17 protein-coding genes are annotated in these 21,459 nt (G+C 29.6%); 13 read left to right on the top strand and 4 right to left on the bottom strand.

Annotation, left to right across the window (positions count from 1 at the left end; genetic code table 11):
- The first annotated feature begins 42 nt into the window (after nucleotides 1-42).
- From RR539_RS05925 to RR539_RS05935, 3 genes are all read left to right on the top strand, one after another.
- On the top strand, nucleotides 43-1,239 hold the full coding sequence (locus RR539_RS05925) for an AAA family ATPase (protein ID WP_332473435.1): 1,197 nt from the start codon (nucleotides 43-45) through the stop codon (nucleotides 1,237-1,239).
- A 9-nt stretch (nucleotides 1,240-1,248) separates the two neighbouring features.
- Complete coding sequence (locus RR539_RS05930; protein ID WP_332473436.1) at nucleotides 1,249-2,715, top strand: vWA domain-containing protein; 1,467 nt, start codon at nucleotides 1,249-1,251, stop codon at nucleotides 2,713-2,715.
- Between the two features lie 85 nt (nucleotides 2,716-2,800).
- Nucleotides 2,801-3,514: a PHP domain-containing protein gene (locus RR539_RS05935; RefSeq protein WP_332473437.1), complete on the top strand. Its 714-nt coding sequence runs from the start codon at nucleotides 2,801-2,803 to the stop codon at nucleotides 3,512-3,514.
- 52 nt (nucleotides 3,515-3,566) lie between these two features.
- On the opposite strand, the gene RR539_RS05940 is transcribed toward RR539_RS05935, so the two are convergent.
- The 3 genes from RR539_RS05940 to RR539_RS05950 all read right to left on the bottom strand — a co-directional run bounded on the left by RR539_RS05940 (nucleotide 3,567) and on the right by RR539_RS05950 (nucleotide 6,180).
- Entirely contained in the window at nucleotides 3,567-4,631 is a 1,065-nt protein-coding gene (locus tag RR539_RS05940) for an AI-2E family transporter (protein WP_332473438.1), read from the bottom strand.
- Between the two features lie 138 nt (nucleotides 4,632-4,769).
- A complete protein-coding gene (locus RR539_RS05945) occupies nucleotides 4,770-5,849 on the bottom strand; it encodes an AI-2E family transporter (protein ID WP_332473439.1) in 1,080 nt (359 codons plus the stop codon).
- Nucleotides 5,850-5,988: 139 nt separating this feature from the next.
- On the bottom strand, nucleotides 5,989-6,180 hold the full coding sequence (locus RR539_RS05950; RefSeq protein ID WP_332473440.1) for a hypothetical protein: 192 nt from the start codon (nucleotides 6,178-6,180) through the stop codon (nucleotides 5,989-5,991).
- Nucleotides 6,181-6,450: 270 nt separating this feature from the next.
- On the opposite strand from RR539_RS05950, the gene RR539_RS05955 reads away from it, so the two are divergent.
- The 5 genes from RR539_RS05955 to RR539_RS05975 all read left to right on the top strand — a co-directional run bounded on the left by RR539_RS05955 (nucleotide 6,451) and on the right by RR539_RS05975 (nucleotide 12,527).
- The gene (locus tag RR539_RS05955; protein ID WP_332473441.1) at nucleotides 6,451-8,673 is read left to right on the top strand and encodes a ribonucleoside-diphosphate reductase subunit alpha; all 2,223 of its coding nucleotides are present in this window, start codon (nucleotides 6,451-6,453) and stop codon (nucleotides 8,671-8,673) included.
- 8 nt (nucleotides 8,674-8,681) lie between these two features.
- Complete coding sequence (locus RR539_RS05960) at nucleotides 8,682-9,716, top strand: ribonucleotide-diphosphate reductase subunit beta (RefSeq protein ID WP_332473442.1); 1,035 nt, start codon at nucleotides 8,682-8,684, stop codon at nucleotides 9,714-9,716.
- A gap of 84 nt (nucleotides 9,717-9,800) precedes the next feature.
- Nucleotides 9,801-10,103, top strand: coding sequence for a hypothetical protein (locus RR539_RS05965; RefSeq protein ID WP_332473443.1), 303 nt, complete (start codon nucleotides 9,801-9,803; stop codon nucleotides 10,101-10,103).
- 74 nt (nucleotides 10,104-10,177) lie between these two features.
- Nucleotides 10,178-11,230 (top strand): 3'-5' exonuclease, encoded by a 1,053-nt coding sequence (locus RR539_RS05970; protein ID WP_332483375.1) that lies wholly within the window; start codon nucleotides 10,178-10,180, stop codon nucleotides 11,228-11,230.
- 37 nt (nucleotides 11,231-11,267) lie between these two features.
- Nucleotides 11,268-12,527 (top strand): alkaline phosphatase family protein, encoded by a 1,260-nt coding sequence (locus tag RR539_RS05975; RefSeq protein ID WP_332473445.1) that lies wholly within the window; start codon nucleotides 11,268-11,270, stop codon nucleotides 12,525-12,527.
- Between the two features lie 35 nt (nucleotides 12,528-12,562).
- Here RR539_RS05975 and RR539_RS05980 read toward each other — a convergent pair whose 3' ends face one another.
- A complete protein-coding gene (locus tag RR539_RS05980; RefSeq protein ID WP_332473446.1) occupies nucleotides 12,563-15,193 on the bottom strand; it encodes a cation-translocating P-type ATPase in 2,631 nt (876 codons plus the stop codon).
- 317 nt (nucleotides 15,194-15,510) lie between these two features.
- On the opposite strand from RR539_RS05980, the gene RR539_RS05985 reads away from it, so the two are divergent.
- The 5 genes from RR539_RS05985 (at nucleotide 15,511) to RR539_RS06005 (ending at nucleotide 21,444) form a co-directional block, all read left to right on the top strand.
- Complete coding sequence (locus RR539_RS05985; RefSeq protein ID WP_332473447.1) at nucleotides 15,511-17,037, top strand: GTP pyrophosphokinase; 1,527 nt, start codon at nucleotides 15,511-15,513, stop codon at nucleotides 17,035-17,037.
- Between the two features lie 142 nt (nucleotides 17,038-17,179).
- Nucleotides 17,180-19,258: a methyl-accepting chemotaxis protein gene (locus RR539_RS05990; protein WP_332473448.1), complete on the top strand. Its 2,079-nt coding sequence runs from the start codon at nucleotides 17,180-17,182 to the stop codon at nucleotides 19,256-19,258.
- Nucleotides 19,259-19,334: 76 nt separating this feature from the next.
- On the top strand, nucleotides 19,335-20,516 hold the full coding sequence (locus RR539_RS05995; RefSeq protein ID WP_332473449.1) for a glycosyltransferase family 4 protein: 1,182 nt from the start codon (nucleotides 19,335-19,337) through the stop codon (nucleotides 20,514-20,516).
- A 95-nt stretch (nucleotides 20,517-20,611) separates the two neighbouring features.
- The gene (locus RR539_RS06000) at nucleotides 20,612-21,247 is read left to right on the top strand and encodes a PHP domain-containing protein (protein WP_332473450.1); all 636 of its coding nucleotides are present in this window, start codon (nucleotides 20,612-20,614) and stop codon (nucleotides 21,245-21,247) included.
- A 62-nt stretch (nucleotides 21,248-21,309) separates the two neighbouring features.
- A complete protein-coding gene (locus RR539_RS06005; RefSeq protein WP_332473451.1) occupies nucleotides 21,310-21,444 on the top strand; it encodes a hypothetical protein in 135 nt (44 codons plus the stop codon).
- Nucleotides 21,445-21,459: the final 15 nt, after the last annotated feature.

Below are 21,459 nucleotides of genomic sequence, written 5' to 3' on the forward strand. Positions count from 1 at the left end.
AAAAAATGTTGTATAATATATCTGAAGATTTAGGAGGGAACTATGGAACAATCAAAATTAAACTATAAAGATGAAGTAGGTATTATTATAGATAAATTTAAAAGTATATCAGGGGAACTTAAGAGTATATTTGTTGAAAGAGATGAAGTTATAGATAACAGCTTAAAGGCATTAATAACAGGTCAGTGTGTACTACTAATAGGACCACCTGGAACAGCTAAAAGTGCACTTGTTAATGAATTATGTAAAAGAATAGTAAAGGGAAGATACTTCTCTTGGCTTTTAAATAGAACTTCAGACCCATCAGAAATACTAGGGCCATATAGCATTAAGGAAATGGAGAAAGATAAGTTTGTTCGTGTTACAAAAAACAAGCTTCCTGAAGCAGAAATTGTATTTTTAGATGAAATATTTAAGTGTAATGAACCAACTTTAAATATTCTTCTTCCACTTGTTAACGAGAAGATATTTTATAATGATGGTATATCAGTAGATGTTCCATTAATATCACTTTTTGCAGCTTCTAATGAATTTCCTGAGGAAGATTCATTAATGGCTTTATACGATAGAATGATATTTAGAATGTATGTTGATTATGTAGGTGATGTACAAAATAAGCTTACCATGCTTAAAAACTTTATAAAGATAGATTCTAAAAATGAAGAGATAACTGTAGTATCTATTGAAGAAATAGGAGTTTTAAAGGATGCTTTAAAGTTTGTAGAAGTTAGTGAGGATATATTAAAGGAATATATATCATTAATGAATGCACTGCTTAGAGAAGGGGTTGTAGTATCAGATAGAAGACAAAATGAATGTCTTAAGGTATTAAGAGCAAATGCAATGCTTAATGGTAGATGGGAAGTAATATCAGAGGATTTTAAGTGTCTTAAGGATGTTTTATGGAATGAGCCATCAGAAATAGAAAAAATTGAAGAAATCCTTAAAGAGTCAGCTGTTTCTGCATATGAAAAGGAATATAACCTAATTAAGAAAAGATATGTTGAAATTATAGATACTGCTGAAACAATAACAAATATTAGTATGATGGTAGAAATTAAGGGTTCTATTGAATATATATACGAAAAGCTTAAGAAAATAATGAGAGAAATAGATCTTATGGAAGAGTCTACAAAGAGGAAGTTTAATAGCCTTAAAAAAGAAGTTGAGGATTACATTAAGAAAATAACATTAACACTTGAAGAAGAAGGCATAGACGAAGACGGATTTGGGTTTTAGGTGATTGTTATGATAAGTAATAGCGTTATATCACATTTTGAAATTGACCTTGATATATATGGTGAAATACATAAGAAGTCAACAAGACTCAATTCTATAAGGGAAGAGTATATAGAAAATATTATTACCTATGAAAGCTTAAGTATAGATCTTTATTTAGCCTTATTTAAGGCCTGCCCAGTGCTGAATAACAAAAGCGAAATACCAGCATCTAGTATTTTAAATTATTCTATTATAGAGAACCTATTTATAACAGATGAGTTTGATATTTTTAGAAAGGCATGCTCTACTAATTACTTTAATTCTATATTAGGTGGAGAACTTTTATCAAAATATCTTGTTAAAAATATTATTAAACTTAAAGTAGCTAATAAGGAGTTTAATGATTATATAGATTCCTTTAATAAAAATACTAAGTTATATAATAAGTCATTAGATATTTTAAATAAGATTAGTAGATTTAAAAGTGTAAGCGGAAGTAATATTACTTCTTTAGAAGACAGCATAGAATCTACCAAAAATCTAATTGAAATTGCCACTGAAAATATAATTAAGATTATTTTAAGTAGTAATATACTTTATAAGGTTGTAGCAGCGGCATATAAAGAATTTTTAGCTATTAATTCTACTATAAAATCATGGGGACTTGATGATGGTAAAATGAGTGCTACATCCTATGATGATAAAATAGAAGTAGCTATTAAGCTTCGTTCCCTTAAAAAAATAAACAAAATATCTGAAATGGCAGGTAGATTTAAGGCTTCAGCTAGTCAGATACAAAAAAGAAGAATTAGGGAAGAGGGGCAGGAGGTTTATGATGTTAAAATATCAGATGAACTTCATAGAGTGCTACCATCAGAGAAAATGCTACTTGCAAACGAAAAAACTAAGTCAGCATTTTATAAAAGATATTACCAAAAAGAACTTCTTTCATATAAATATAAAAATAGTAACCAAAAGTCTAAGGGACCTATTATTTGTTGTATTGATACATCAACATCAATGGAGGGAGAACTTGAGGTTTGGTCAAAATCAGTTGCTATTGCTCTTTTAGACATAGCATTTAAACAAAAAAGGGACTTTGTTGGAATTATATTTTCATATAAGGTAGGACAGGTTATAGAGTTTAATAAGAGGAAAATAGAGCCTAAGAAAATGTATGACTTAGCAACGGGATTTATAGGAAGTGGAACTAACTTTGTAGAGCCACTAAACGAGTCTATTAAGCTTATTAATACAGCTAGATACAAATATTCAGATATAGTATTTATAACTGATGGGGAGGCTCCTCTTGACGAGGAATTTATAGAAGAATTTCTTCAAATTAAGGAGAAGAAACAATTTAGAATGATAACAGTTAATGTATCAAATAAGATTGAAGAAGGACTTAATAAGATAAATGATATACAGATATTATTAAGTGAATTAACTGAAGATAATATTGGTGAAACTAACGAAACTATATTTGCTATTTAAATTTTTTAGAAAGTGCCTAAATAAATTAGGTACTTTTTTTATGTATATCTATATCATATATTATAAGGACTTTAGGAGGAGTATTATGTATCAAAAGGCAGATCTTCATATACACACAACAGAGTCAGATGGAGACTTAACCCCTAGTGAAGTTGTAAGGTATGCAAGCTATTTAGGAATAGATTTAATTGCTATAACAGATCATAATACAACTAGGGGAATAGAGGAGGCTGTAAGTGAAGGTAATAATTATTCGGTTAAGGTCATACCAGGTATTGAACTTTCAACGAGACATAAGGGACGTGGTATTCATATACTTGGGTATTTTAAAGATGATAGATATAAAGATGAAAAATTTATTACTGCACTAGACTTTATTAATAGAAAGAAAGATAAAAGCCTTAGGGAACTTTTTAAAAGGGACTTTAAGGTTGAAGTTAAAAAAGGCAGGGTATCAGTAAGCTCTGGTATAGAAATATTAAAACATTTTGGGGCTAAAGTAGTTTTGGCACATCCTGTATTAATAAGTAAGGAATGTACGCGTGAAATTATAGATATGCCATTTGACGGTATAGAGGCAAAGCATTATAGAAACACTTTAAGAGATACTAAAATGTATATATCTCTTGCTAAAAAGAAGAAATTGTTTTATACAGGAGGGTCCGACTTTCATACCAATAAAACAGTAGATTTTAACCATGGACTTATTGGTGAAGTATATCTTGATTCAAAGGAAATTGAGAAGTTCCTTAAAAAATCAAAGCTTATAAAAAGTAAATATTTTAGAAAGAAAAAATAAAATCTCTCTCTAAGTAATTATATGATTAATTATTTAGAGAGAGATTAGTTTATTATATTATAGTTTTTGGGTTAAAGTATTTTGTTATATATATTGTAATAGTTGCAGCTACAGGAGTTGATATTAACATTCCTATAGGTCCATATATTGCACCTCCAACTGTTACAGCAACTAGTGCAACAAGGGGATTAAGTCCAACCTTAGGTCCTACAGTATTAGGGTCAAGTACCCAGGCATCAAACTGTTGAAGTGCAAACAGGTAAATAGCAACAATAATAGCCTTTGAAGGGAGTAGGAATAGATTAACTAAAAATCCAAGAGAAATTCCAAGGAATGGTCCAAAATATGGAATCATATTAAATACAGTTACGAATATGGAAATTAGAAGCGAATATGGGGAACCTATAATGCTAAGACCTATAAACGCTAAAAGTCCAATTAATGATGAGGTTGCACCTTTAATAACTATATAAGCAATAAACCTATCATTTAGAGTTCTTGTAAAGTGAACTAAATTAGACCCAATCCTATCCTTGAAAATAAGTATTGTAAGATTTTTAAAGAATGAAATAACCTCATCCTTATAAATAACAACATAAACGGATATTAATGCTCCAAGTATCCACTTACCTATATAAACAGTAGTAGATATAGTTGCATTAAGTAAATAGGTTAAGACTCCTGTAAGGCTTGCCTCAAATGTTTTAATAATTGAAGTTAAGTCTAGCTTTGCAAATTCATTTGATGGAATTTTTTTGATTATATTAGATGCAGAATCCATAAATACCGGGATATCATTTACAAGCTGGGTAACACTATTTACAATTGATGGAACAATAAATAATATTCCAATTGTTATACCTGTAAGTAGTATTAAGTATGTTAAAAGTATACTAATTCCCTTGTTAATCTTAAGCTTATTATGAAACAGCTTTATCATTGGATTTAAAATATATGCAATTATTAGTGCATAGAAAAATGGACTTAGTATGGAGTATACATTATTTAAAACCTCAATTAAGTATTTGTAGTTTGATATAAGTAGTATTCCCATATATGTTGTAAGAACAAGTGCAACCACCCATAAGTATTTTTTATAATTATTTAAAAAGTTCATTTTATCACCTCAACTTTGTCTAAATATATATTAATACATATATAATTGTAAAACAAATGATTTATATATAGTTTACATAGTATTAACAATAAATATGGGGTATTAACAAAGTTAACACCCCATATTAAAAATAAAAGTCTATTCTAAGTATTTATTAAAGTAAACCATAAAACTTGCAACTATTGGAACAGATAAAACCATTCCAATTGGACCATATAATCCACCACCAACAATTACTGAGAATATAACAACAAGGGGGTTAAGTCCAACTCTCTCCCCAACTGTTTTAGGATATAAATAAAATGCATCAAATTGCTGAAGTAGGAATAGGAAAACCAAAACTAATAGGGTTTTTTGTGGTAGGAAAATTAAGGTTATTAAACTACCAAATACCATTCCTAAAAATGGGCCAAAGTATGGTATCATATTTGTTATTGCAACAAATACTGATATTAAAATTGCATATGGAGACCCTATAATAGTTAACCCTACAAAAGCAATAGAACCAATAAGTAGGGATGTTAGTCCTTTAACTACAATGTATAACATAAACATTGAATCTAATGTTCTAAAAAAGTCTATTGTTTTGTGTGCATAGTCCTCTTTAAGAATAAGCTTTAGAAGCTTTTTAAAGAAGGATATTACTTCATATTTATATATAAGAACATATATAGAAATCAAAAAGCCAAGAATCCATTTTCCTATTAAAATAGTAGTAGAGATTGTACCTTTTAATACGTAATTAGAAACTGTAGTAGCAGCTTCTTTAATCTGCGTTATTATTGAATTTAGATCAGAATTTATAAACGAATTTAAAAAAGGATTTTCTTCAAGGGAAGTATTAGCTGATATAGAACTTATTAATGTTTCCACTTGATTTATTGCTTGAGGAAAACTCACATATAAATCCTTAAAGCTATCTATTATTTTAGGAGTAAAATATACAGATGTTAATATTACAATAAGAATTAAAATAGCATATGTAATTAATATGCTCAGGTAATTTTTAATATTTAACCTATTATTAAAAAATTTAACGATAGGATTAAGTAGGTATGCAATTATAAAAGCATATATAAATGGGGATATTATGGAGATAATATCATTAAAAGATGATTTTATATATGTAAAATTACTAATTATCTTATAAATTAGTAGGGCAATTACAAGTGCACCTATTAATCCTATGTATTTACTAATTTCCTTAAATATTTTCAAAACATTCCTCCTGTGTACCTAGATTTTATAGTTACATTTTAATATATATGAACACAATATACAAATATTTTAATTATTTAAATTATTTCCTTAAAAATATAAAAGGATAGTTGCTATGCACTATCCTTTTACGATGTAGTTAAAGAAGTCCTTCATTTTCAACAAGGTTCTTTATTGTGTCAAAAACACCAATCATGCATTTTGCTCCACTCCAATTAGAACAGGAAGCACAGCTAGTAGGGTTTTTAATGTTTACTGCAGAAATTATGGAATTAGATGAGTAGTAGGTACAATTTTCTCCAACTACTTTAAGTTCATGATTACTAGTCAAATAAATCACTCCTTAAGACGTTTTATATTTATTATTATGAATTTAAAATAAAATCTTATACTTAAAAGTTTTTTAAAATAATATAAGAAAATAAGAAAAAGGCAAATAAAAGTAGTAATCAATAGTAAATATTATTTATTAGTACATTTTAAATAATAATTAGTTTTACAAATTAGGGCTAAGTGATTATAATAATAAATGCGATATATAGTATATTGAATTAAAAATATACACAAATACATACAAGATATTGTAGTTAGGTGGTAGAGTATGATAGATAACCTATGTAGGGTAGCACTTAGTGCTATTGAGAGGGAAGATGATATTTATAATATAGATAAGTTAAACTCATCTATAAAAAATATATTAAGAGATAATATGACTAAGGATGAGTTAACAAACGCTATAATACAAACTCTTCTAGAGTTAACTTCACAAACAGAGCCTAAGTGGCAATTTGCGGCTGCTAAGTTATATGTTTACAAGCTATATAAGGATGTTACAAGTGCAAGGGGAACAAATGTAGACAATCCTTATGAAGGTCTATATGAGTTTATTCGCGAGTTAACAGATAAGGGACTTTATGGTGAGTATATACTTGAAAATTATACTAAGCAGGAAATTGATGAACTTGAAAAGGAAATAATACCTGAGAGAGATTTCTTATTTACTTATAGTGGAATAAGTCTTCTTGCCAAAAGATATTTAATTCAAGATTATAATAGAGAGGTTTTAGAACTACCTCAACAAATGTTTATGGGAATAGCTATGCACTTAGCAATCCCTGAAAAAAGAGAAAATAGGCTTTACTGGGCAAAGAGGATTTACTCTGTTTTAAGTACACTAAAAGCAACTATGGCAACGCCTACTATGAGCAATGCAAGAAAACCGTTTTATCAGTTAAGCTCATGCTTTATTGATACTGTAGATGATAGCTTAAAGGGTATTTATAAGTCACTTGATAACTTTGCTAATGTATCAAAGTTTGGTGGCGGAATGGGAATATACTTTGGTAAGGTTAGAGCTCTAGGATCATCAATAAGAGGGTTTAAAGGAGCATCAGGTGGAGTTATTCCTTGGATTAAGCTGTATAATGATACAGCAGTAGCAGTAGACCAATTAGGTGTTAGAAATGGTTCTGTTGCTATATGGCTTGATATATGGCATAAAGATATTCCAGAGTTTTTAGGACTTAAAACTAATAACGGTGATGATAGAAAGAAAGCACATGATGTGTTCCCAGGTATTTGTTACCCAGATTTATTCTGGAAGATGGCAGATGAGAATATTAATGGCAATTGGTATATGATGTGTCCGCATGAGATTAGAAAAATTATGGGATACTCACTGGAAGACTTCTATGGAAGTGAGTGGGAAGAAAAGTATCTAGAGTGTGTAAATGATGAGAGAATAAGTAAGAGGACAATGTTAATAAAGGATGTAGTTAGACTTATTATTAAAAGTACATCTGAAACAGGAACTCCATTTGCCTTCTTTAGAGATGCAGCAAATATTATGAATCCTAATAAGCATTTAGGTATGATATATTCATCAAACCTATGTAGTGAAATAGTTCAGAATATGAGCCCTATGAGTATAGAACAATCAGAAATAATAGATGAAAATGGAAATAAGATTATTGTTGAAAGAACAAAGTCAGGTGATTTTGTTGTTTGTAATCTTTCATCTCTTGTTTTAGGAAATATAGATGTTAATAACAAGAAAGAACTTGAATTTGTAGTAGAAACTCAAATAAGAGCGATGGACAATGTTATTGACCTTAATTATTATGCTGTACCTTTTGCTAAGGTTACAAATGAAAAGTATAGAGGGGTAGGACTTGGTACAAGTGGATACCACCATATGCTAGCAAAGAATAAAATAGGATGGATGTCACAGGCACATTTTGATTTTGCTGATAGAGTGTATGAAGATATAAACTATTTTGCAATTAAAGCATCATTGAATATAGCTAAAGAAAAAGGTAAATATCAAGGGTTTGAGGGTTCAGACTTTGACAACGGAAATTATTTCTCACTTCGTGGATATAATTCAGATAGATGGGAGAGTCTACAAAGAGAAGTAAAAGAGTTTGGTATTAGAAATGGGTACCTTTTAGCAATTGCACCAAATGGCTCAACAGCTACAATTGCAGGTACATCTGAGGGAATTGATCCTGTAATGTCAAGATTCTGGCTTGAGGAGAAAAAGGGAAGTATAGTACCTAAAACAGCTCCAGAACTTTCTATGGAAAATTTCTGGTTCTATGTTTCAGCATATAATGTTGATCAATTAGTAAGCATTAAGGCAAATTCAATTAGGCAAAGACATATTGACCAGGGACAATCATTTAACTTATATATAACTACGGAATTTACAATGAGACAAATAATGAACTTATATGTTGAAGCATCAAAGAGTGGAGTTAAGAGCATTTATTATGTAAGATCAAAATCTTTAGAAGTGGAAGAATGTGAGAGCTGTAGCTCATAGGAGGATTTATGGATATATTAAGAAGACCCTTATTTAATGAACATGGTGATATAGAACTTAGTCAAAGAAGAATGATAAATGGAAATACAACTAACCTTAATGATTTTAATAATATGAAGTATACTTGGGTTTCAGATTGGTATAGAAATGCTATGAATAACTTTTGGATTCCAGAAGAAATTAATATGTCTCAGGACTTAAAGGATTATAGCGCTTTAACAGAAGAAGAAAGAACAGCCTATGATAAGATACTTTCATTTTTAATATTCTTAGATTCGATTCAAACAGCGAATCTCGGTAATATTAATAATTACATTACGGCATCTGAGGTTAATCTTTGCCTAACTATACAAGCCTTCCAGGAAGCTGTGCATTCACAAAGTTATAGTTATATGCTCGATACTATATGCTCACCTGATAAGAGAAATGAAATTTTGTATCAGTGGAAGGATGATGAGATACTTTTAGAGAGAAATAAATTTATTGGTGATCTTTATAATGAATTTCAAAGTAATCCTAATAAGCATAACTTCATAAAAACATTAATGGCTAACTATGTTTTGGAAGGAATCTACTTCTATTCAGGATTTATGTTCTTTTATAATCTTGAGAGAAATGGTAAAATGCCAGGATCTGCCCAGGAAATAAGATATATTAATAGAGATGAAAATACTCATCTTTGGTTATTTAGAAACATTATTAAGGAATTATTAATAGAAGAACCAGACATATTTACTGATGAATTTGTGGCTGAACTTAAGAACATGATTAAAGATGGTGTAGAAAATGAAATTCAGTGGGGTAATTATGTAATAGGTAATACTATACAAGGAATTAACAAAACCCTTATTGAAAATTACATTAAGTATCTTGGAAATGTTAGAAGTATGGCACTTGGATTTGGTAAGATTTTTGATGGATATGAAGAAAATCCTGCTAGCTGGGTTGATATATATGCTAATGCTAACTCAGTTAAGACTGATTTCTTTGAAGCTAAGGTTACTGCTTATGCTAAGGCAGGAGCAATTGTAGACGATTTATAGAAATTAATCCCCCAGATTTTTGGGGGATTAATTTTTTGTGGTTAAAAATAATTTATGTTATATAATATATAAGAGGTGATTTAAATGAATATAGTAATTAATGAAGAAAAAGCAAAAATTGAATTTTTTAAGTATGAGAATGGCAATACTGGTTTTAAAATTTATAATGAAGAAGGAAAACTTCTAATGTCACCTACAGTAGACGTAGGATATATTATGAATAAAGAATATGTAACAGTAAAGAATAAAGATAAGCAAGACTCTATTGGAAATATGTTAAAAAATCAAGGTGTACTGCAAATGAAGGCTGATAGCATAACATTAACCCATGGTGCAACCTTTTCTATCTATATTCTATCAAAGGAAGCTAGAGAGTTTTTGAACTAGAATAAATATTTGTATTACCTATCATATATGGTATACTTATTTTTAGGTTAATTTTGCAGTATAAAGGTGAAGGCATGAAAGAGGAAAAACTAATTTGTTACTATAGTGATCTTTATAGAGCCCTTAAAAAGGAACTAAGCATTAGAATTCTTGTGGTAAACAATAAAGGACATTTAGTTGCGAAAAGAAACATAATTAAGGAAAAGATATTTCCTGCATCAGTTGCTAAATATACAGTTTACAAGGAGCTTTTTAGTCTACTTGAAGGGGTAGAAGAGGATACTAAAATCAAAAAAATAGACATTATTAGTTTTGATAAAAAATGTATTCCCTCTTTCATTGAAATAGGCTTTAATGGAGAAGAAACTTCTATATATAATATTTCTACTTTAAGAAAAATCCTTAGTAAACATAAAAAATGGACAATTAGATATGATGGTAAAAGTCGTGATGTATTTAAAAAATTATATACACAGACTTTAAATAAGAAGGGAACAAAGCTTAAGGGCTTTAAACTTCCTAGGAAAATTCGCAGAGTCAGAAGATCAGATGATTCAATGTATTCAAATTGTAATAAGATTATTTTTTTTGATGTTGAAATGAATTGTATTGATAAAATTGATAATACTTTGGGTTACTGGGAGATTGTATCTATTGGTGCAGTTAAGTATAATAAGGTGGATGGAAGTATTAGTAAGTTTTATAGAGTTATTAAACCAAAGGTTCAAAGTATAGTTAGTGATAGGTGTACTAAAATAACAGGTCTTACTCAAGAGGACATTGATAATGGAATTAGTTATAAAATTGCAATGAGAGAAATGGACAAATGGGTAGGAGATGGTAAGGCACTATTTTTAAGCTGGGGTAGAGAAGATATTAAAGCTATTAAGGCAAATACAACACTTAAGGGCAATCACAATGATCTAGCTTTTAGAATTAGAAAGAGCTTTATAGATTTTCAGAAAGAATTTAGTTCTTATTACTTAAAAAGCAATCAGGTAGTATCACTATCAAAGGCATTAATTGAGTTAGGTCTAGAATTTGATGGTCAAAAACACAATGCACTTAGTGATGCATATAATTTATATAGAATTTATAAAAGTTACACAAATAAGCTTCCAGATTAATTTTGGAAGCTTTCCGTATATAATTTTGAGGTGAAACATGGAAGATAGACATTTAATATTAATATCACTCGATGGTTTTTCAAGTGATGATTTTGAATATGCAAAGACCCTGCCGAATTTTAGAAGTTTATTATTAAAGGGATCATATGTTTTAGAAGGTGAAAGTATCTATCCATCTTTAACATATCCTGCACATGCAAGTGTGGTTACAGGCTTATATCCAAGTCAGCATGGGGTTGTAAATAATACAGTACTAGATAAGACATCAGTAAATAAAGACTGGCTTTGGTATAGAAATTACATAGAAGCGGATACAATTTATGATGCAGCAAAGAGAAAAGGACTTAAAACAGCATCTATTTTATGGCCAGTATCAGCAGGTGCTAATATCGATTATAATTTAACAGAAATTTGGTCAACCAAAAAGGGAGAAAATACTGCATTAAAACTTTTAAAGAATAGTTCAAAGCTTTACTCACTTGATCTTTATTTTAGGTTTAATAAGCTAAGAAAAGGTATAGAGCAGCCATATCTTGACGACTTTGTATGTGAAAGTGCTGCATACACAATAAAGACTAAAAAGCCTAATTTATTTATGATACATTTAATTGATCTTGATACACAAAAACATATACATGGAATAAAATCGAAGGAGGTCCGTGAAGCTATAAATAGATTTGATTTGAGAATAGAAAGTATAGTTAATGCTTTAAAGGAAGCCTCAATATACGAGAACACTACTATAGTTGCATTTGGAGATCATAGTCAAATGGATGCTAGGTATAAGGTTAGACCAAATGTAATGTTTAAAGAAAAAGGACTTATTAAAACGTATCAAAATAGTGTAGCCCAGTCTAAATGTTATTTTTATAGTTGTGATGGAAGTGGATATGTATATGTTGAGGATGAAAATGTTAAGTCAAAGGTATTTAATATATTATCTGAATACAAGGGAAAGGGAGTAATAGAAAGCATATTTGAGGGTGATAATCCTAATAAGGAAAGTGCTAATACTAGCTGTACATTTATGATTGAAGCTAGTAAGGGCTATTATTTTACTGATGATTTAGAGGGACTAATAGTGGAAGACATGGAAAAATACATTGGAGTTCATGGATATAGTCCACTTATAGATAAGTATACAAGTCCTATTATTTTTTCAGGCCGTGGGATTAAGGAAGGAAAAGTAATAAAGAAGGGAATGCTTGTAGATATTGCAGGAACAGTTAGTAAGATTTTAGATATTAATATTAACAATGAATCAATAGGATGTATTAATGAAGTCTTAGATTTATAAATAAAATAAAAAGGGCCACATACGTAGCCCTTTTTTTATTTTCTATCATTAAAAATAACTTTAAATAGCTGAATAATAATAGTTGGTATAAATGCAAGTAGGATAACATATGCAAACTGCATTGATGTAAGCATAGCAGTTTCAAATATACCCATAAATGCTGGAACAGTTAATACAATAGCAAGTAATGCTGAACCTGTTATAAATGCATACCAAGTGTATTTGTTTGTAAATAAACCTATCTTAAATAAAGACTTATTCCATCTAGAGTTAAATCCATGGAACAATCTAGCAAGACAAAGTGTAGCAAATGCCATTGTTGATGCTGTAGCAGTTGAATCAGCAGTTGTTGCATAATCAGATGTAAAGAATGCTAAATAGTAAGCACCAATAGTACATGCAGCAATGACAAAACCTTCAAATATAATTTCTCTAATTAAAGGTTTTGTAAGTATTGATTCATCTGACTTTCTAGGCTTTTGCTTTAGAAGGTCATTTTTAGGTTTTTCAAGTCCAATTGCAATAGCAGGTAAACTATCTGTTAAAAGGTTAATAAACAGAAGGTGTACTGGGGCAAAAGGAGCAGGTAGCATTGCAACTGAAGCATAAAGAACAGCGAATATACCAGCAGTATTACCTGAAAGTAGGAATTTAATTGCATTTTGAATATTAGTATAAATATTTCTACCATTAGCAACAGCTTTAATGATTGTTGCAAAATTATCATCTGTAAGTATCATTGATGAAGCATCCTTAGCAACCTCGGTACCAGTGATACCCATTGATATACCAATATCCGCTTGCTTTAGGGCAGGTGCATCATTAACACCATCACCTGTCATAGCTACGATTTCACCAAGTTCTTGGAAGGCCTTAACAATTCTAATTTTATGTTCTGGAGAAACTCTAGCATAAACTGATATATGTCTAATTCTTTTCTTAAGTTCATCATCAGACATTTTATCTAATTCAACACCATCAATTGCCTCATCTCCATCTTCAAATATACCAATTTCCTTAGCAATTGCAGTTGCAGTAATCTTGTGATCACCTGTAATCATAATAGGCTTAATTCCAGCCATTTTACTTTCTTCAACAGCTTGCTTAGACTCTACTCTTGGTGGGTCTATCATTGAAATTAGACCTAGGAAAATAAAGTTATTCTCGTCTTCTAAATTAAGGGTCTTATTTGAATCTAACACCTTATATCCAAATGCAAGAACTCTAAGTCCATTTTCAGAGAAGTATTTATTAGCATCTTCTATTTTTTTCTTATATTCATCATTAAAATCTAGGATTTCACCGTTAATATTAATGCTTGATATTCTAGACATCATAACATCAACTGCACCCTTTGTTAACATATAGAATTTAGAGTCTATTTCATTTAGAGTACTCATAAGCTTTCTATCAGAATCAAATGGTATTTCTGATAAACGAGAATAAGTTTCACGTATAGTTGTAGGATCAAGGTTCTTATCCTTTGCAAGGTTAACTAAAGCAACCTCAGTAGGGTCTCCAATTTCAACCCCATCCTTTGAATCAGAATCATTACATAAAACGCTAGAGTTTATAAGGAATCTAAGTGTTTTATCATCTGTATCAAATTCATCTGACTTAATAATTGTTTCGTTAACATATGCACCTTTGACGGTCATTTTGTTTTGTGTAAGAGTTCCTGTTTTATCTGAACAAATTATAGATACAGAGCCAAGACCCTCTACAGCTTTAAGGTTTCTAATTATAGCATTTTGTTTTGCCATCTTTTGTGTACCTATAGCTAAAACTATTGTAACAATAGAACTTAATGCCTCTGGTATAGCTGCAACAGCTAATGCAACAGCGAACATAAGAGCATCGATTATAGGAGTACCTCTATACCAAGATAAACCGAATACTAAAATACAAACAAGGATTACACCAATTGCAAGTTTTTTACCAAAGTCATCTAGGCTTACCTGAAGAGGTGTTTTCTTTTCTTTAGCTGTATTAAGTAAAGATGCAATCTTTCCTATTTCGGTGCTCATACCTGTTGCGGTTACAACCACTGTAGCACGACCATAAGTAACTAAAGTTCCTGAAAATACCATGTTTTTTTGGTCTCCAAGGGGAATGTTATCACTTGTGATAATTTCATCTGTTTTAAGAACATTTTCAGCTTCACCAGTTAGTGAACTTTCATTAACATTAAGTGAATAATTTTCAATAATTCTACCATCAGCAGTTACGAAATCACCAGCCTCTAGTAATAAAACATCTCCAACTACAACATCCTTAGAAGGTATTTCAATTTTTTCACCATTTCTAAGTACCTTAGCTTTAGGAGAGGATAGGGATTTAAGAGCATCAAGAGACTTTTCAGCCTTAACATGTTGAACAGTACCAAGAATTGCATTAAGAATTAATACAGCAAATATAACTATAGTACTTTCAACGTTTTTCATAAACATAGAAATAAGTGCAGCTACAATAAGGATAATTACTGAAAGGTCTTTAAATTGGTCAAAAAATACCTTAACTATGCTGTCTTTCTTAGTTTCTACTAGTTCATTTAGTCCATTATTTTTAATACTTTCTTCTACTTGAGAAGATGATAGTCCTAGAGCGCTATTAATATTAAATTCACTTAGAACCTCACTTTTTGATTTTAAAAAATATTTTTTCATACATATCTCCTTTCGTACAAAAATAAAAGAGACCCTTAATATAATTCCCTGAAAATCAGAATTATATTAAAAGTCTCGTTACCATCAAGTTTGGCATATAACACCAGATATAAAATCGAGATTGTTGATGTTATATTTAAACTACTCCCTTTCAATATTATTATAATATAGAATAATAAAAAATATGTCAATAAAAAATGTTAAAATGTTAAAAAAATTCCAATATATTTTATTATTTATCTAATTATATGATATATATATTGATTTATGGTATAATTTATAGTGAAACATACTGTTTTAAGCCAATGGAGGGGAAAATGAGACTTAAAATTTTTGATTTTGTTGATGAGGTTATTGATAACTTAGAAAATATAACTTATGATCTTGAAGAAGCGTCAAAGGATATATCTAGTTACTTTGCAGATCTTTTAGAAGATAGTGGAAGTGGATATATCAACATAGTATCAAGGGTTAAGTCGGTTGACAGCCTTAAGGAAAAAATACTTCGAAACGAGTATTATAAAAGATACAATACATCTGATGAGGTATTAGGCAATTTATCTGATCTTGTAGGAGTTAGAATAGAATGTAGATTTATTGAAGATGAAAAAAGTATATTTAGATATCTTAAAAAAACCTTTAAAATATATGACTCTAAAGGTTATTTCTTCAGTAATTTAAATCCTAATATAAAGTTACAATTAAGAAGTCCTCAGCCTGAGGTTCAGAAAAACGGCTTTAAAATTTTTAGGATAGATGGAAGGTTTTTACTTCATAATCAAGAATATAATTTTGAGCTGCAGATTAAATCTATAGTAAATATGTTCTGGGGAGATATAGAACATAAAATTATTTACAAAAACTATAATTATATGCTTAATGATAAGTTCTTTAAGGAAATTATGGGATCTATTAAAAATAGTTTATCTATGATTGATAATCAGCTTCTTGTTATAGACAACCACTTAAACAAAGTTAATACATCAGATGCTGATGTAAGGCGAGAACAAATAGAAGAGCTTTTAGCTAAGATTGTTTATGATGTTTTCTCTAAGAAAATGAAAAGTAGCTTAGGTTTTATAGTTGACTTTAGAAAGGCATGTTACATAATAATTAAATATATAGTAATGAAAAACACTGTTAGAATTGCAGATGATTATAATGTTATTTTAATTAATATATTAACAAGGCTTAATGAGATAGGTACAGATGAAATTAGTTTTAATAGTCAAATAGTATTTGAAAGAACACCTGTATTTAAGGACGAGTTTTCAAAAATATTTGGAACGAAGCTTTTAGATTCTATTAATGAGGAGCTACAGTGGAATCTATTTTTTAGAATATTATTTGTAATAGAGCCAAGAACAAATGTAGAGGACTTTGAGAATTTTGTAGAATTTATACGTGATATGTTTATTAAATGTTATGGATTCAAAAAGCTTGATGAGAAGTTTGTACATGAGTCAAAGCATATTAGAAATAAACTTATGAAGCATATTGCAATCTGCTTTGATAAAATAGATATAATAGACTTTTTATATGAGGATAATATTATAAGAGTTAATGAATGTATAGAAGAAATATGTGATTTAATTATTAAAAATATTGATGGATATATAACATTTACTGAATATGAAAATATCTATTACGGATTATTAGAGTTTTCAATTTTATCTGTATTTGGGAATACAGTTAAAACTGAAGATGCAATTGAATTTATTGATATGGTTAAGAACACCTCAGATAAAATAAAAATAAGCAATGAAGTTCTAAAGTATATTAATACTTTAGAATCTTTAGATGAGGTTAGTGCAGACGATATTTTAGCTTTATTTAAAATGTAATTAAAAAGTTGGTTTTTACCAACTTTTTTTTATTAAGTAAATATTTAAAAAATCGATAATATTATTAAATATTATACCATAAATATACTATACTAGTATTTTTATCTAGTATAGCACCAAAAACTATAGGGGGGATGATATTATGACAAAACAGCCCACTGTAAAGCTTAAAGGTATAAGGGGTAGGTTAGTCTTAGTGATATCAGTGATTACTTTAATTTCTGTTTTAGTTCTCGGTATGCTTACTATAACTCAGGTTAAAAGCAATATAAAAAACCAAGTTATAGAAGGGAAAATGGAGGAAATAAAGGGTGTTGATAGCAGTATTAATATCTTTTTTGAATCTTTAATAAACGATTGTAATATGATTACAAACAAAACTTCCCAAAGCCTTAGTGAATTTACAATTACTAAGTACCTAGATAAAACCTCACCAAATTCAAAGGTACCAATGACCCCAAATGCAAGTCAGGGAGTAGAAAGAATTATCTATACACAATTTCAAGATTATATGAAATCACATCCTTATGTTACAGATGTATTTTTAGGAACTAAGGATGGTGGATATGTTCAAGCAGCAAGCGGAAGTGTTCCAAATAATTATGATCCTAGAAAAAGACCTTGGTATAAAAAAGGTGAAAATGCTATAGACAAGCCATTAATTACAGATGCTTATCTTTGGGATGGAGCAAACTCTATTAATGTAAGTGTAGTTAAGGGAATAAAATCTACAGATGGTCAATTAGCAGGAGTTCAAGCTATGGATGTTAGACTTGATGTATTAACAAATCTTGTATCTAAAATTAAAATTGGTGAGTCAGGATATATTGTTTTAAGTCAAAATGACGGAACAATATTATCCCATACGAAAAAGCCAGAGTTTAATTTTAAAAATGTTAAGGATATTAGCTTAGATGTTAATAAGATAAAGAGTAAAAAATACATAGGATATGAGGCTGATAATAAGGATTATTTAGCAATTAACTTTACATCAGAAGAAACTGGATGGAATTATACATTATTTATTTTAGAAAGCGAAATGTTTTCAAGTCTATATAAAACTATAGGAAGTATCATATTTATATCGATAATATTAATTATTTTTGCGATTATAGCTGCATTTATAGTTTCTTCAAGAATTTCTAAGCCTATCTTATTAATTTCAAGTTTACTTGATAAAACAGCAAGACTTGATTTAACAATAGATAGAAAGTATGACGTATTGAAAGAGAGTAAAGATGAAATAGGTGTAATTAGTAGATCTGTATTTAATTTAAGAAATGAATTTAGAAAAATCATAGAGCAGCTTAGAAGTGGGTCTACTACAGTTTTAACATATTCTGATGGGCTATTAAACGAGGCAGAGGATGCTAGTGAGGCAATAAAGGCTATATCATCAAATGTTGAAGAACTTGCAACAGGGGCAACTCAGCAGGCAAAAAGGGCAGAGGATGGAAATGAAAAACTAATTAGCTTTTCTGAAAGTATTGACGGTGCAATAACAGACACTAATGAAATGAAAAACCAATCACATACTATGAGAGATGTTAATCAAAAAAGTGTTGAATCATTAAACTATTTAATAGATAAGTTTAATCAAAGTAGTGTTTCATTTATAGAAATTAAAAATAATATAAGTGAACTTTCACAAAGATCAACATCTATTGAGAATATAGTTAATACAATTGAATCAATTGCTCAGCAAACAAACTTACTTGCTTTAAATGCAGCAATTGAGGCGGCAAGAGCAGGAGATGCAGGTAGAGGATTTGCTGTTGTAGCAGACGAAGTTAGAAAGTTATCTGAGGAAACAGAAATGTCCACTAAGGAAATTTGTAAATTTGTTGAAGAAATTCAACAGGAAATAAATAGAGCTAAAACAAGTGTTGGCTATGGAGAGAGAATACAAGAAGAGGTTAAGGGGGCAGTTGTAAATACTAAGGAAGACGTTGAATCGATAAATACTGTTATAGCTGAAATAATTACAAGACTTAATACCTTAAGTAATGGAATCAATAGTGTAGGTAAGTATAAGGAAGAGGTTATGGTTAATATCGATGATATATCAACTATAGCACAGCAGTCAGCAGCATCAATTCAAGAAGTATCAGCAAATGTAATTATACAAGCTAATGTTGTTTCAGAACTTAGTAAAACAGCTGAGTCTTTAAAGGGAGTGGTTGACAATATGGAGGGTATGGTAAGAAGATTTAAAATATAAAAAGTTAACTAGGAAAAAGCAGTATTTTCTTGCTTTTTCCTTTTTTTATTCATAATATATATTTAGAGGTGAGAATTTGAAAAAGATTTTACATGTAATTTCACAGTACCCAGATAAAACAGGAAGTGGAATATTCCTAAGAGCACTTGTGAATGAGGGAGAAAAAGCAGGGTATACACAGGCAGTAGTTTCAGCATCGACTAAAAATATGGATGTTGTAAAGTTTAAGGAAGAAATAGTAGAATATAAGGTAGAATTTAATAGTGAAAGTCTTGATTTTAATATAGTAGGTATGAGCGATATTATGCCATATCCTAGTACAAAATACAGCCAGTTAACTAATGATAAGTATAATTTATATATAGATGAATTTGAAAAAACAATATTGAGGGCTGTAGATGAGTTTAGGCCAGACATTATACTTTCTCACCATATATGGTTAACAACATCAATTATAACAAGAATTAAAGGTAAGGCGAAGCTTATTGTATTTTCACAGGGAACTGAATTAAGGCAGTTAAACCTTTCACCGAGGTTTAAAGATGAGGTTATTTTAGCAGCTAAAAATATAGATTTAGTATGTGCATTAAATGAATATCAGAAGGAAGAAATAAGTTCAAAATTTAATATAGATAGAAGTAAAATTAAAGTTTTTGGGGTAGGTTTTAATAAGCAGTATTTTTATAAAGATAAAGATGATTTTATTAATAATGACTTTGTTTTTATTGGTAAAATAGCAAAAAGTAAAGGTGTAGAGTGTCTTATTAGGGCTTTTAAAATGATTAAAGGAAAGCATAAACTGTATATTATTGGCAGTGGTCTTGAGGAGAATTATATGAAAAACCTCTCAATGGGGGATAATAGAATTGTTTTTACAGGTCATTTAACCCAAGAAGAGGCTGGTAATATACTAAGAAAAAGTAAAGTTTTTGTATTACCTTCTTTTTATGAGGGTTTACCACTTGTTATCATGGAGGCATTATCCTGTAGATGTAGCGTTATTGTTTCAGATATAAAAGGTATAAAGCCATGGATTTCAGATGAAATAAACAATAGTAAGGCTATAAAATACCTTCCTATGCCAAGGGTAAATGTAGATATTCCATTAGATGAAGATATAGATGTGTTCATTGAAGATTTAGCTCAAGTTATGAAAGAAGCAATAGATGAAAAAATAGACTTCGACAGTATAGAGAATAATGTTAAAAGTAGATCCTGGGAAGGATATTTTAAAAAGCTTGAAAAGGAGTTTATTTAAAATATCTATAGAATGTATACATATGATTTAAAAAATAAATTGAAAAAAACTGTGGAGAGGATATAATTTATATAAAAGCCTTTAAGGAGAGTAATATGATTATAGATACACACATCCATGAGAGTAAATACTCAGGAGATAGTTTAATGACACTTGAAGAAGTAGTAGATGCAGCAATTAATATAGGACTTGATGGAATTTGTATTACTGATCATGAAAGTATGGAAATTAAATCTGAAGCATTAGCATTATCTAATAAGAAAAATTTCCCTATAATAGTTGGTGCAGAATTTTTAACATATGAAGGTGATGTTCTGGTTTTTGGACTTGATTCTCTTCCAGATGAGAAGATACATCTTAATGAATTGCTTGATATGGTTGATAAATGCGGAGGGGTTGCAATAGCAGCACATCCATATAGAAAAAATAATAGAGGACTTGAAGATAACATAAAAATAGCTGAAAATCTTCATGGAGTTGAATGTTTAAATGGAAGTACACCAAAGGATTTAAACTACCTTGCATATAAGGTATGTTTAGAAAGGGGACTTGCTACCTTTGGAGGAAGCGATTCTCATATAACTAAAAAAGTAGGTTGCTTTGCCACAGAGTTTTTAATGGAAATTAATAATTTAAATGATTTTATTTATGCTGTGAAGAATAAGTTAACAAGGCCAGTAATGTATAGTGAAAATGGTTTTGTTAACATAGAAAATTATTTATGTAATTAATTTATGTATATTTAACCTAAATAAGAATAGAATAATAATATACTATTTTAAGGAGGGTTAAGTTGAATAAGAAATATAAAGCCGTATTTTACGAATTGAAGCAGTGGAGAGATAATGAAATTCAGCTTGGCAACATGGAGAAGGCTAGGCATCTACATACATTATCAAAGAAATACAAAATACCTTACTATATATAAAAAAGGATGGCACAT

Source organism: Clostridium sp., from assembly GCF_036639235.1.
Lineage (GTDB): Bacteria > Bacillota > Clostridia > Clostridiales > Caloramatoraceae > Clostridium_AB.

What these genes read in the sequence shown, in the direction of transcription:
- RR539_RS05970 (WP_332483375.1), top strand. Translation starts at nt 10,178, where the DNA reads ATGAAAGAGGAAAAACTAATTTGTTACTATAGTGATCTTTATAGAGCC.
- RR539_RS05940 (WP_332473438.1), bottom strand. Translation starts at nt 4,631, where the DNA reads ATGAACTTTTTAAATAATTATAAAAAATACTTATGGGTGGTTGCACTT.
- RR539_RS05925 (WP_332473435.1), top strand. Translation starts at nt 43, where the DNA reads ATGGAACAATCAAAATTAAACTATAAAGATGAAGTAGGTATTATTATA.
- RR539_RS05980 (WP_332473446.1), bottom strand. Translation starts at nt 15,193, where the DNA reads ATGAAAAAATATTTTTTAAAATCAAAAAGTGAGGTTCTAAGTGAATTT.
- RR539_RS05985 (WP_332473447.1), top strand. Translation starts at nt 15,511, where the DNA reads ATGAGACTTAAAATTTTTGATTTTGTTGATGAGGTTATTGATAACTTA.
- RR539_RS05955 (WP_332473441.1), top strand. Translation starts at nt 6,451, where the DNA reads ATGATAGATAACCTATGTAGGGTAGCACTTAGTGCTATTGAGAGGGAA.
- RR539_RS05935 (WP_332473437.1), top strand. Translation starts at nt 2,801, where the DNA reads ATGTATCAAAAGGCAGATCTTCATATACACACAACAGAGTCAGATGGA.
- RR539_RS06000 (WP_332473450.1), top strand. Translation starts at nt 20,612, where the DNA reads ATGATTATAGATACACACATCCATGAGAGTAAATACTCAGGAGATAGT.
- RR539_RS05975 (WP_332473445.1), top strand. Translation starts at nt 11,268, where the DNA reads ATGGAAGATAGACATTTAATATTAATATCACTCGATGGTTTTTCAAGT.
- RR539_RS05965 (WP_332473443.1), top strand. Translation starts at nt 9,801, where the DNA reads ATGAATATAGTAATTAATGAAGAAAAAGCAAAAATTGAATTTTTTAAG.
- RR539_RS05990 (WP_332473448.1), top strand. Translation starts at nt 17,180, where the DNA reads ATGACAAAACAGCCCACTGTAAAGCTTAAAGGTATAAGGGGTAGGTTA.
- RR539_RS05930 (WP_332473436.1), top strand. Translation starts at nt 1,249, where the DNA reads ATGATAAGTAATAGCGTTATATCACATTTTGAAATTGACCTTGATATA.
- RR539_RS05960 (WP_332473442.1), top strand. Translation starts at nt 8,682, where the DNA reads ATGGATATATTAAGAAGACCCTTATTTAATGAACATGGTGATATAGAA.